Here is a 13913-nt window from a genome sequence, read left to right on the forward strand (position 1 = left end):
TTATTATTTAATGCTAAATCATATTTTGTATATTCATCAGCAAGGCACTGCGCTATTTCAGTTTCAGGTTTTGATAAACAAATCTGTGATGCAGTGCTTTCTTTCGCCATCGAAAATGATAGGGGTAGTAATAAAGCTATGCCTGTTAATATCTTGTTTTTCATGAATAGTCCTTAATTTCACTTTATTTTAAATAACTTAAAAAATAACTCATGTAGCATAAATGATTTCTTAAATTGTTATATTATTAATGTGTTGCTGTTTACAATTAGCATAAATACTAATTGCCTATCATTCATTGATTAATGAAATTTGTCATCTTTAATCTCCTATTGATCTTCCATTTTTAAATTTATTAATAAACTAATTTCACTTACTCTAGTTGTTGCTTTTTCGATATAACAATTAGTTACGACATAATGATACAGATAACCATTTTTATATCGATCACCATACAACTGGCAATCTATTTCCTTATATTTAATCCAATTTATTTGTGCTGCTTTTAGCAATTCTTTATCTTCATCATCTAATAAAGATCTATATTTTTTATAAAGTATATTCAGACTATCATCTATTTTTTGGTATTCTTGGCTAATACACTGATTACGAATAGTTTCAGACTTTGCATCAGTACACAATTCATTCGCAGATACAAATGAAAAAAATAGAGAGAGTGTGACACTAATTAATATTTTATTTTTCATGAATAATCCTTGATTATCTATTTGCAACATTTAACAATTTAAAAAATTATTGAGTAAATATCTATGTTTCATATTACATACTCCATGCATCAATAATCTTATTTAACTCTTCTGTTCTAACTACATTTTTATCTGTAATACAACGTGTTTCTATTTCAGCTTCCAATGTTCCTCCTAAATATGCAGAAGATATGAGAGAACAATCTTTATCACGATACGAAAGCCAAGATAGTTGAGCATTCTTTAAATTTTTAATATTTTCTTTATCTAAAAATTTTTGTAGCTTTTGATAACTACTATTTAAAAGGAAGTCACTCACTTTTAAATGGTTAGTTAGACAATATAGCCGTTCTTTATCTCTAATAATTTCATTACAGTTATTCTGTTTGCTCATTTCAGCATAAGAAAATGAAAAAAGTCGAAAGAGTATGATGCTAATTAATATTTTATTTTTCATGAATAGTCCATGGGCTTATCTAATTTGTAACAATTTAAAAAACAACTCACACAATATAAATAGATACCCATATTATCGTCAATAATCTCTTTATTGAACAAGTAATTAATTCCTAATAAAAAATCCCGCATTGAGCGGGATTTTTCACATTAATTTTATATTAAATTAATCAGTGCATTACATTAGTTTCGATAAGAAAATATATAACAATGTGCCAATGTAGTTACCCACGATATAGCCCACTGTACCTACAACCAAGATTGGGCCAATTAACTTCGTCCAACCTTGGCTGATTGCCAATGCAGCTGCTGTTGTTGGGCCGCCCACGTTTGCATTACACGCTAAGATAATTTCTTCCAATGTAAACTTGAACAATTTACCAACACCCAATGACCAAATTAAGTTCACAAGCATTACGACAATCACGAATACAAATAAGATTGGCGCTTTTTGTACGATCAAAGCAATCGATGCAGGCATTGCGATCACTACGAAGAATAGATAAATCGCGTATGTTCCCAACTCTTGTGCACCATGTAATTTTGCAAATTGCTTTCTGAAAATTAACAATGCAACCAATGTGAATGTTGTTAACAATAAGTATTTATCAGTAATCAAACCAAAAGCGATCTCTTCTAAGATATTGCTTGGTGCGCCGAAGAATGCTTTCAATAAGCTTGATGCTTTAAATGCTAATGCCACCAATAATGCAGATGCAGCGATTGAAATACCAATATCTTTCAAACCGATCGTTTTAGGCTGCCAATAAGCTTCTGCAATCGTTCTATCATTTGTACCTTCTGCCGCTTCTTTTTCAAATTGATTGATGTGCGGTGTTGGATATTTCTTACGGAAAAGGCCCATGCCAGCAATCAAAATCAACATGATGAAGTAAACAGACATCACCAAGTTATCAGCAACTGTTGTTGCAGCTACGATATCTTTTGTTGGCTCATATTTTGCAACCATTGCTGCAAAGTTTACACCACCGCCTGTATACGTTGCGCCGATCATTGCGCTCACTTTATCCAATTCTGGAATGTAATCTTTCAAAGCAAAGAATGCAATGATGACACCCAAAACTGTACCGATCGAACTCAATAAGAACATCGCCAATAAACGACCACTTTCTCTAAAGATTGCGTGAATATCCACATGAAATAGCAACAAAGGAATCGCTAATGGTACGATGTAAGCCCAAACAGCATCATACACAGCAGTATCTTGTGGCACTAAACCAAAGTTAGTGGCTGCCAAACCAATAATCAACGCAATCACAGCACCCGATAACTTCGCTGCCCATTGATACTTTTGCTCCAATACGATGGAAACGGTTGCTGCAATCAATAAAAACGCCCATAAACCAATGGTATTATCGGCGGAAATCCAAGTTTCCATACTCTCTCCTTTTATCTCTTTTTATAAGCTTGTTGCTGAATAAACGGCGTGATTAGCAGCGCTGTAATGCGCCCACAATTGATTGCCATAATCAAAGTGCCACCATTCTGTGGGTAAATTGGTGAATCCAACATCTGCCATTGCATTGAATAAAATGCGGCGGCGCGTGCGGATTTCTAAAGATTTTCCTTCTACTTCAAAGGCTGCCGTCCATGAATCTTCTTCTGGGCTATCAAACGCTGTGCCCATATCTAAAGCATTGCCTTCTAAATCACACAAAGTAATATCCACAGAGCCACCTGTTAAATGTGGGCTTGGGGAATCTTTTTGCGTGCGTGGTTCTGCCACAAATTCACTTAAACGTGCTTCAAATTCTTCTTGAGTTAAATGTGGCTCTTGTTCATGAATCACTTCACCGACAACATCGCGCAATGCCTTTTGGACACGATAAGGGCGCCAACCATCTAAAATGATAATGCCCATGGTTTTCGGTAACGTTGAAACCATCAACTGCAACTTTTCTGCTACATTCTTGCGTAACCAGATATCTGGTAATGCGCCATCAATCTTATTTTCATAGTAAAAAGACTGACACAAAATTCTATCACTGCTCTCAATCTTAACTAATTCATCTTCATTTTCAATGATTTTACCTGTAAAGACACCATCCCAATTCGGTGTTGTCTGTTTTGGAATCATACGATCTTCCAAATTCATGCTGCCATCCTCTTCTACAACCGTGTTCACAAATAAAGTACACTATGGAAAAGATTACAACTTAGCAACAAAAATTAATTTATTCTTTTGTTCTAATTTTTAGAACAAAAATATTTTGAATGATTATTCAACCTTATATAACGTAAATGGATTGCCATCCACACTTAGGCAACCTATGCCATTCATGTTTAACTGTTGAAGATTACCATCTTTGAATAAGTATTTACTTTGAGCAGGTGAATCTAGCTGAAACTTTTCACCTGTTTCATCCCATTGATATAAACCTGTATGGAATTCATCTAAATTGCTCGCTACGCCAATCCTTGTCACTGTTTGACTGTAATGACCATCCATTAAATTCAACGTAATTTTAGTACCTTTGCAATCAGCACATGGCAACATACCTTCATAAGTACCATTATATTCAATGCCTTTTTTCGGTGTATTTTGCTCATTAAACTTGGGGATTTTATCAGGGTCAACAATAACATCATCCACTTGGACAATTTCCATTTTAACTTCTGGTTTCTCGTGCATGATTACATTGAAAGAGACTAACGCAATGCCAGTTAAAATCATACCCAAGATAAATGCTCTCATCATTTTATAGTGCTCTATAGATATCTATGATTAATTTACTCATGGTAACAAATAATATTCATCACATTATTGAACTTGATCAATAAAAAATCCTGCCGAAGCAGGATTTGATATTCATTTATGTTAATTAAGCGCTCTGCACTTCTGCATCCACTGGTTTTGGAATCAAGAATGATACCAAGAAAGCCAATACAGTAATGCCTAAACCGAGCAACATACCATTGAAATAGCCATCTTTAGAAGTTGCATTCATCGCCTGCATTGCTGGTAATAACGCAAAACTTAAACCTGCACCAATATGGAAAGCGGCAGCATTCATGCCTGGCAAAAAGCCTGGATTATCTTTGGGTGATAATACAACACCTAAACCATTCAACATGATATTAGCTGTACCTGCATAAGTCACACCAATGAAGATCGTCGCTGCAATCAAGATTGCCATAGTATTTAAACCTAAATACATCAACGCCACAACGCCGAGTAAGCTACCAATTAAACCTACACGCAAGATTCTGTTATAACCATAAACAGGTGCTAATTTACCCATGAATGGACCGACTAACCAGCCGATCAAAGCATAAGGTGCTAATAGATAAATCGCCGTAGCATTTGCAGTTAAGCTATAACCAATCTCACCATTTTGTGCGAATGAAACCACCAAGCCATTCACAATCGCAAAAATACCTGTCATGGTTAAGACTGTCGTTAACAGTAAAGCCCACGTTGAGCGCTTTTTGAGATCCGCAATGGTCACCAATGGATTGATCACTTTCTTTTCCACTTGTACAAACAGAGTGAAAGAAACTAAAGCCACCACCACAGAACCAATCACTAATGGAATATTGCTTGTGAAGTTCAATGCCGTTAAGAAACCAGCTAAAGTGATCACTAGGAAGATAACGCCAACCCAGTCCATTCTCTGCCCTGCGTTCGGTTTAGATTCTGGCGCACCTTTCAAAATGAATGGCAATGTAATCACACCAACGGCAGCAATGAACCAAAATACTGGTCTAAAGCCAAAGTTCGTTGCGATATAACCACCCAAGAAAGCATCAATCCCTGCAATACCACCATTCACCGCTGTGATAATGCCCATCAAAATCCCATATTGCTTAGGATCTTTCACTTCATGATGAAGCATCAACAAACACAATGGCACAACTGGACCTGAAACACCTTGAATCACACGAGATAAGAAATAGATCTCGATATTGGGTGCTAAAGCCGCCACAACGCCACCAACAGTTGTAATTGCAATCAAAGTAAAGAGGACCTTTTGACGACCAACAATATCACTCAAACGAGGGATAAAGATTGAGAATAACGCCGCTGACATAAAGAATGCCGTTTGCGTTAAACCTACAGTCGCTTCTGATGTGCCTAAGCTCTTTGCAATCGTCACCAATACAGGATTGAGCATACTGGCATTCAGCTGGAATGCCATACATGCCATTAACAGCGCCACCATGAGTGGCACTACATTGGTTTTCTCCTTAAGCGGAGTGCTATTTGTCATAGTCCACCTCGCCAATGCGCTCTAGCGCATCCACGATTAAATCCCAAAAATAAGCATGATCCAATTTTACAGCCACTTGCGTGTGGCAATCAGGTTCTGGCGGATTTCTGAAATCAGCAACCGTCATACCCAATGTCAAAGTACCTGTTAACTCAATATCCACTGGCACTTTCTGCGTTGTCATTACTTTGGGATCAATCACATAAGCGACAGCACATGGGTCATGTACAGGTGGATAATCAAAGCCTTGTGCCTTTTTATACATTTTGCCAAAGCATTCTAAAAGCTCTAATACAAACTTAGCTGGCTTTGTGCCAACTTTAGTAATCTTTTCAATCACTTCAGGGGTTGCCAATGCTTGATGAGTTAAGTCTAAACCAACCATTGTTAATGGCCATTTTTCATTAAATACAATGTGCGCTGCTTCTGGATCGATTTTGATGTTGAATTCTGCAACTGCACTCCAGTTACCGACATGATAACCGCCGCCCATCAATACAACTTCTTTCACACGCTCAACAATTTTTGGCTCTTTTCTTGCAGCCATTGCAATATTTGTTAAACCGCCTGTTGGTACGATTGTTACTGTTTTTGGTGGGTGATTCATGATCGTTTCAATGATCAAATCCACAGCATGACGAGAATCTAATTCTAATGTTGGTTTTGGTAATTCTGGACCATCCAAACCTGATTCACCATGAACATCTGGAGCGATTTCGATATCTCTTACTAATGGTCTAACGCAACCTGCTGCAAATGGTACACCCACAATATTTGCAACTTTAGCAATTGCCAATGCATTGTGTGTTACTTTTGCTAATGTTTGGTTACCAACAACTGTTGTGACTGCTAACAATTCAATCTCAGGATTACCATGCGCTAGAAGTATTGCAATGGCATCATCATGGCCTGGATCACAATCTAAAATTATTTTCTTGGTCATCTGTGTATCACCTTGTATTGTTTAGAAGTACGCCTATCATAGCCTAGTTCTATTTATAATGGTTTGTAGTGTATAAAAATTTTATTCATGTCATAAAATTATCGTTTTTATCTTTGCATTTAGCAGTAAACATGCTAACAAAAAATTGTGGAGGTATAGGTACTCTGTAATGACGGCTTGCTGTTAATATTAATGGATATAAGCCTCCTTTAATGGCACTAAGTTCTTCAAAATATTTATTAGAATTAATTTCTTCCTCTAACAACCTCTTATATTCAGTTATAGCAATTTCTTCAGAATTACTACTTGTATGAATGAAGACCTTACCATGTGCATCATTATTATTAAAATAATACTTTTCAGAAAAATCATCGGGAAACCAAGTTTGAAAAGTACATTTTTTTAAAATACCTGCTTTAGCTGCTGCTAAATCTGAATAAATATCATTCCAACCAAAAATAGATGAAACCAGTTGTATGAAAGGATATAAGATGCTTGCTGTTGTTGCTTCTTCAAAATATTCTTTTGTATCATCTTTAGGGTGATGATACAGATCTCTATATTCTCTAAAAACAGTAGGATATTTGCCATTACTTATAAACAAGCTGGCTATTCTATCGAGCATTTGTGATACATAATTTAATATAAATTTCTCATCTTGATCAACTTGCATTAAAAATAAAATACACAACATTAAATCAATAGTTTGGTCATCTGAGTATGGCGAAAAAAGTAATGGATTATTTTGAATAATATTTTTTAGAATTAATAATTTTAATTCCAAAGCTTCGCGTAATTGCGCTTGTTTCTCTTGTTCATCTTTAAAATTATCATATAAATAATTCAACCATAATCCTGATAATGATAATTGACCTAGAACCTCATAAAGTTTTAAATTAACATCAACATCACAATTTGCATTAATAAGCCATGATAATCCAAATTGCACCTTACAAGAATTGATTAGCTTGGCTGTAAAACACTCCAAAACTGAGGCATACAAACCCATTATTTTTTGGAAAATACTATTAATTTGTGTTGGCACTTTATTCGTATCACTTTCATATTTTTTCACCATATCCCAAGCAAATAAAAGAGATTTTTCAGAAGCTAAAAGTGCACTTTTTATATTATTATCAGATTTTGCCCAATTAAATAATATGCCATTAGCTAAATATAATTGTCGTAACGCAGTTAATACTTGTTCATTTTTATCATAATCAATACATAACAAATTAATAATTTGATTAAAATACTTAAAAGATATTTCAGGCTCTTCAATCATGGATAATGATTTACGTAATAAACTTCTAAAATCAATTTCTTTTTCATTATGAATAAATAAAGAATCATCTAATAAGTATTTTTCAATCTTTTCAGCAATTACCTCCCCATTCCATTCTTCAAAAGTAATTTGAGAAGTACTATTATTCCTGACATAACCTTCATAATTATCTCGGACTTCTGTTTTCATTCTGCCACCAAAAGTAGGACAAATAACAATAGGGAGATCTGCATATTCTTTTGGTAAACGTAACCTAAGATATACATCTTTAATGTCATTCATTGACTGCCTTAGTGATTGCACACTACTATCCCATTCTTTTCTATCCAAATCCCCTGCTTTAATTGAAAAAAGATAAACTTTTACTTCAGTATCAATTTTTCCTACTGCTGCAACATCTACACCGTATTCTCTTCCTCCTTGCAAAGGAGTTGAAAAAACATTCAACCCCATTTGGGATAATAGATTTGGCAGAACAACATCAAGTTCATCTCTTTCTCTAAGTGACGATAAATATTCAGTTAAAACCAAACGCATTATAAATCTTCCTTACAATTATCTTTTTTGTATTCCTTTAAAATTAATCCATGACCATGTGGATCTAGGGAGTGCATCATTGGTAAAAATGTATTTCTACCCATTGTGTGCAATACGCTTTCTTGTCTAGGAAAATTATCAACTTTAGAAATACTTCCTCGACCATATAAAATAGTTTGCCTGCTAATTAAGGATAAAAAACCATCTTTATGTGCACTCTTAAAACCTATCGCTACTTGATCTTGCCAAATCATATTTCTATAAGCTCTATTTTCTTTTGATGTATGTAATTCCAAAAGCTTAGGTAATTTATTTAAATCTTCAAGATATTGATCTATTAAAATTTTTTCATCATATATCCATTTATTTTTCTTATTATTTTTAATATGGTTTTGAAAATATTTAGTAAATAATGTTGGATAATTAAGCACGATATACCGTAAGATCTCTTTCATGCCTTCTTGTTCATTTTTTTTAGTATGTAGTAACAAAGAAAAGATGTATGAAACCATACTTTCAGGGTAAATGAACAGCCAACTATATGCTTTTTTAGCTAAGTAAAGTGATGGATTATGAATAACAGTGCTATGAAGTTGGTTGATATCAACAGAGATATTATTTTTATCATGAAGCATGACATTCCAAATATGGTAAAAGCTCCCTATTAAACGAAAATTTTGAGATAAAAAAATGGCTGTGATTAATTTCTCCAACGTTTCTTGTGTATTAAAAAAACTTTTACTGAAATGATCAAAAATACTCAAATCTAAAATAATATTATTTTTATGATTAAAAGTTGCAACAAAATCTAAAATTTTGGTGATCTCTTTTTTGCTAACTAAATTCATAAGCCAATAATCTATTTGTTGTAATGTACCTTTATTATTTGGATTTACTCTTAAAATCACTTCGATAAATTTTAATTCTAGTTCACCTAACATATTATTATTATTAAAACGTAGAAAGCATGCACAATTATGAATTAAATCATCATCTATATGTAACAAAATTCTATCAGATAGTAATAATATTTCTGTTTCATAACAACTATCTTTATTACCTACAGAAACTAAAAATCTAAGAATAACTAAATATAATTCTGTACTTTCTTCTTGTAATATTTTCCCTATTTTTTTTAAGATTATAAATATATATTCCTGAGATATAGTTTCACATAAACTCAATGAGAAAATTACTAATCTCAATAAATGCTCATTATCTGTTTCTAGCAACTCTATTGATTTTTCTATATATAGCTGCTTATTAATGCGATAACCTGCTAATAAAAACCAATCTAAATATTGATTATATTTATCTTCTTTCAATACATTTTCAAAAAAGGTATCGAATGATTCTTTCTGAGTAGATAAATAATTGATAAAAATTCTTTTAGGTTCCCCGCTTGCCCCATCATTCCCAGATTCATTCGCAAGATGCAAGTAACAATCGAAGACCAAATAAATATCAAGGTCAATAATCTTTACTAATTCCTCTAATATATAGAATGATGTGAAAAAATGAGGGCTATCTTTTTTTAACTCTACAAAAAGCTTTAATACATCTATTTCACCAGTCGCATGCTGACTACGAATAGCTTCTGTAAGTTCTTCTCCAAAAACATAGTCATCTTCTTGATCTTTATTTTTATAATAAGCTTCTACTAATTCTTCGATATTCATAAATACCTATAACTCTTAATTTAATTAAATATTAGTTTAAAAAACATAAATGATTATAATTATTAAGTAAATCAATAAAGAGTATTTCAAAATCACTTCAATAATATCCCAAAGCAAAAATATTCAAAAAATTCACTTTTATCTTTGCATTTAGCCACAAACATGCTAATAATAAAAACACGTTCTGTAAAGGACACTTATCAAGAGTGGTGGAGGGATAGGCCCTGTGAAACCCGGCAACCTGAACAATGTTTAAGGTGCTAACTCCCACAAGTACTGTACTTGAGAGATAAGAGGATTGGATTTTAAAGCCAACATTCTTGATAAAAATTTAAGAATGTTGGCTTTTTTAATGCCGCAAGAAAAGTTTTACTGAATTGAGGGATAATAAAATGGATGATTGTTTGCGTCTGTCACAACTGCTTGCTGAAAGAATCTTAATTCTCGATGGCGCAATGGGGACGATGATCCAAAAACATAAATTGGATGAAAATGCATTTCGTGGGGAACGCTTTAAAGATTGGCACAAAGATTTAAAAGGCAATAATGATCTGCTCTCTTTAACTCAACCTGAATTAATTTTGGATATTCACCGTGCTTATTTAGAAGCAGGTGCAGATATCATCGAAACCAATACATTCAACTCAACCAGTATGTCGCTTGCTGATTACGGCATGGAAAATTTAGCGTATGAATTTAACTTGGCAGGCGCAAAACTTGCAAAGCAAGCCACTGCTGAATTTTCTACACCTGAATCGCCACGCTTTGTGGCAGGCACATTAGGTCCAACAAGTAAAACAGCATCCATATCACCTGATGTGAATGACCCTTCTTTTAGAAACACATCCTTTGATCAATTAGTGGAAGGCTACACAGAAGCGATCAATGGATTAATCGATGGTGGTTCGGACATCATCATGGTGGAAACGATTTTTGATACTTTGAATGCAAAAGCAGCGATCTTTGCCATTGAATCGGTGTTTGAAGCATGTAATATCCATTTGCCTGTGATGATTTCCGCAACTATTACGGATGCATCTGGCCGAACATTATCAGGCCAAACAACTGAAGCGATGTATAACTCGCTCCGTCATGCTGAGCCATTTTCTATGGGCTTAAACTGTGCACTCGGCCCTGATATGCTCCGTGCTTATTTAGAAGAGCTATCCCGTATTTCTGAATATCCAATTTCAGTCCATGCCAATGCTGGTTTACCGAATGCTTTTGGTGAATATGATTTAACTGCCAATGATATGGCAAAATCCATGGAATCATGGGCAAAATCAGGCTTAATCAATATTGTGGGTGGTTGCTGTGGCACAACACCAGAACATATCGCTGCCATTAAAAAATTAGTATCAGGCTATGCACCAAGACAATTGCCTGAAATCCCAAAAGTCACACGTTTATCAGGCCTAGAAGCTTGTAACATCGAATCAGGCAAATCGTTATTTGTGAATGTGGGTGAACGCACAAACATCACAGGTTCAGCCAAGTTTAAGCGCCTCATTAAAGAAGGCAATTATGCAGAAGCGCTATCCGTTGCCCGTGAACAAGTGGAAAGTGGCGCCCAAGTGATCGATATCAACATGGATGAAGGCATGCTCGATTCTAAGCAAGCCATGATCACATTTTTGAATTTGATTGCGGGTGAACCTGACATTGTTAAAGTGCCCATCATGCTGGATTCTTCCAAATGGGAGATTTTAGAAGCAGGCTTAAAATGCGTACAAGGCAAAGCAATTGTTAACTCTATCTCCTTAAAAGAAGGCGAAGCGCTATTCATTGAACATGCAAAATTGCTGAAACGCTACGGAGCGGCTGCTGTTGTGATGGCATTTGATGAAGATGGCCAAGCGGATACTTATGAACGCAAAACAGAAATCTGTGCCCGTGCTTACAAAGTATTAACTGAAAAAGTTGGCTTCCCTGCGGAAGATATCATCTTTGATCCAAACATCTTTGCCATTGCCACAGGGATTGAAGAACATGCAAACTACGCTGTAGATTTCATCAATGCCACAGAATGGATTCATAATAATCTACCGTATGCACATATCTCTGGTGGTGTTTCTAATGTTTCCTTCTCATTCCGTGGCAATAACCTCGTACGTGAAGCGATTCATGCAGTGTTCTTATATCATGCCATTCAAAAAGGTATGAGCATGGGTATTGTGAATGCAGGGCAATTGGCAATTTATGATGAAATCCCTGCAAAACTTCGTAATGCTGTAGAAGCTGTTGTATTAAATACACATCCTGAAGCAGGTGAACAACTTTTAGAAATCGCACAAGAATATGCAGGGCAAGAAAGTAGTTCAGGCAAAAAAGAGGATTTAGAATGGCGCTCATTGCCAATCCAAGAGCGCTTAACTCATGCACTTGTCAAAGGTATTGATACTTACATCATTGAAGATACTGAAGAAGCACGCCAGCAATTTACGCGCCCGATTGAAGTGATTGAAGGTCCATTGATGACAGGCATGAACATCGTGGGTGATCTCTTTGGCGATGGCAAAATGTTCCTACCACAAGTGGTGAAATCTGCGCGTGTGATGAAAAAATCAGTGGCTTATTTAGTGCCATTCATTGAAGAAGAAAAAGCTGCAAGCGGTGAAACCCATGAATCCAACGGCAAAATTCTACTCGCAACTGTGAAAGGCGATGTTCATGATATTGGTAAAAATATCGTGGGCGTTGTGCTCCAATGCAATAACTTTGAAGTGATTGATCTCGGTGTGATGGTGCCTTGCCAAACTATTCTCGATACTGCAATTAAAGAAAATGTGGATGTGATCGGTTTATCAGGCTTAATTACACCATCTTTAGAAGAGATGGTGCATGTAGCAAAAGAGATGCAGCGCTTAGGATTCACAAAACCTTTAATGATTGGTGGTGCGACGACTTCCCTTTCCCATACAGCGGTTAAAATTGATCCAAACTATGACAATGCCATTGTATATGTGAAGGATGCTTCACGCTCTGTAGGTGTTGCACAGTCCTTAATTAGCCCTGAACTCCGTGATAATTTCGTTAAAGAAACCAAAGCGCTCTACGCAACGCGTCGTGAGCTCTATTTATCTCGCCAGCAAAAAGTGGATTTAATTCCTTTTGCGGATGCCAAAGCTAACCATGCGCCGATTGCACAAAATGCAGTGAAACCGTTGCAATTGGGGATTCATGAAATCACTGTAGATTTACATGAATTAGTCGGCACAATTGATTGGACGCCATTTTTCTCATCTTGGCAGTTACATGGTAAATTTCCACGTGTATTAGAAGATGAAGTTGTGGGTGAAGAAGCTCGTAAAGTTTATGCAGATGCTCAAGCGATGCTTGCTAAAATCTTGGATGAAAAATGGATCACAGCTAAAGCGCGTGTGGGTTTATTCCCTGCAAGCAATGCAGGTGAAGATACAATTTTATATACGGATGAATCTCGTACAGAAGTTTTAGCAACATTGCACCATGTTCGCCAACAAACGGAGCGCCCAGCAGGCAAGCCAAATCGTTCACTCGCTGATTTTGTGGGCAACGAAGATTATGTGGGTGCATTTGCTTGCACAGCAGGTTTAAGTATTGAACCATATTTAGAAGCTTTTGAAGCAAAGCATGATGATTACGCATCCATTATGCTTAAAGCGTTGGCAGATCGCTTTGCAGAAAGCTTTGCCGAATATCTCCATAAATTAGTGCGCACAAGTTTATGGGGCTATGCAAAAGATGAAACTTTGGATAATGAAGCATTAATTCGTGAAGAATATGTTGGCATTCGCCCTGCACCTGGTTATCCTGCCTGCCCTGAGCACACTGAAAAAGGTACAATTTGGGAACTCTTAAAACCTGAAGAAATCGGCATGAGTTTAACATCTAGTTATGCGATGTATCCGCAATCTTCTGTATCAGGCTTTTACTTCGCTGATCCTGAAGCGACATATTTTGGTGTTGGCAAAATTGGACGTGATCAAGTGGCTGATTATGCAAAACGCAAAGGCTGGGAATTGAAAGAAGCTGAAAAATGGCTTGCTCCGAACTTGGGTTATGAGCCTGATGATGAGTAATTTTTCTTATTAA

The 13913-nt window shown here is 35.7% G+C and carries 10 protein-coding genes and 1 riboswitch; of the genes, 1 reads left to right on the forward strand and 9 read right to left on the reverse strand.

The features are described 5' to 3' along the window. Window positions 1-329: 329 nt before the first annotated feature. The 9 genes from BZK16_RS10585 to BZK16_RS10625 form a co-directional block, all read right to left on the reverse strand. Complete coding sequence (locus tag BZK16_RS10585; protein ID WP_158076850.1) at window positions 330-707, reverse strand: lysozyme inhibitor LprI family protein; 378 nt, start codon at window positions 705-707, stop codon at window positions 330-332. A 73-nt stretch (window positions 708-780) separates the two neighbouring features. Then, window positions 781-1164, reverse strand: a complete 384-nt coding sequence (locus tag BZK16_RS10590; protein WP_077928866.1) for a lysozyme inhibitor LprI family protein — start codon at window positions 1162-1164, stop codon at window positions 781-783. Between the two features lie 177 nt (window positions 1165-1341). After that, window positions 1342-2562 carry a DUF819 family protein gene (locus tag BZK16_RS10595; protein WP_077928867.1) on the reverse strand — a complete coding sequence of 407 codons (1221 nt, stop codon included), beginning with the start codon at window positions 2560-2562 and terminating at the stop codon, window positions 1342-1344. A gap of 21 nt (window positions 2563-2583) precedes the next feature. Continuing rightward, window positions 2584-3279, reverse strand: coding sequence for a M15 family metallopeptidase (locus BZK16_RS10600; protein WP_077928868.1), 696 nt, complete (start codon window positions 3277-3279; stop codon window positions 2584-2586). A 123-nt stretch (window positions 3280-3402) separates the two neighbouring features. After that, entirely contained in the window at window positions 3403-3882 is a 480-nt protein-coding gene (locus BZK16_RS10605) for a copper resistance protein NlpE N-terminal domain-containing protein (protein WP_077928869.1), read from the reverse strand. A 124-nt stretch (window positions 3883-4006) separates the two neighbouring features. Beyond that, a complete protein-coding gene (gene uriT, locus BZK16_RS10610; RefSeq protein ID WP_077928870.1) occupies window positions 4007-5395 on the reverse strand; it encodes a uridine transporter UriT in 1389 nt (462 codons plus the stop codon). Then, window positions 5385-6338: a uridine-preferring nucleoside hydrolase UriH gene (gene uriH / locus BZK16_RS10615; protein WP_077928871.1), complete on the reverse strand. Its 954-nt coding sequence runs from the start codon at window positions 6336-6338 to the stop codon at window positions 5385-5387. The genes uriT and uriH overlap by 11 nt, the downstream gene beginning before the upstream one ends. A gap of 85 nt (window positions 6339-6423) precedes the next feature. Further along, window positions 6424-8160: a hypothetical protein gene (locus tag BZK16_RS10620; protein ID WP_077928872.1), complete on the reverse strand. Its 1737-nt coding sequence runs from the start codon at window positions 8158-8160 to the stop codon at window positions 6424-6426. Next, window positions 8160-9839, reverse strand: a complete 1680-nt coding sequence (locus tag BZK16_RS10625; protein ID WP_077928873.1) for a hypothetical protein — start codon at window positions 9837-9839, stop codon at window positions 8160-8162. Before BZK16_RS10625 ends, BZK16_RS10620 begins: the two co-directional genes overlap by 1 nt. Window positions 9840-10033: 194 nt before the next feature. Then, window positions 10034-10135: riboswitch (SAM riboswitch) on the forward strand. Window positions 10136-10231: 96 nt separating this feature from the next. On the opposite strand from BZK16_RS10625, the gene metH reads away from it, so the two are divergent. Beyond that, entirely contained in the window at window positions 10232-13900 is a 3669-nt protein-coding gene (gene metH, locus BZK16_RS10630) for a methionine synthase (RefSeq protein WP_077928874.1), read from the forward strand. Window positions 13901-13913: the final 13 nt, after the last annotated feature.

It is taken from the genome of Wohlfahrtiimonas populi (assembly GCF_002006795.1).
In the GTDB taxonomy this organism is placed as follows: Bacteria; Pseudomonadota; Gammaproteobacteria; order Cardiobacteriales; family Wohlfahrtiimonadaceae; genus Wohlfahrtiimonas; species Wohlfahrtiimonas populi.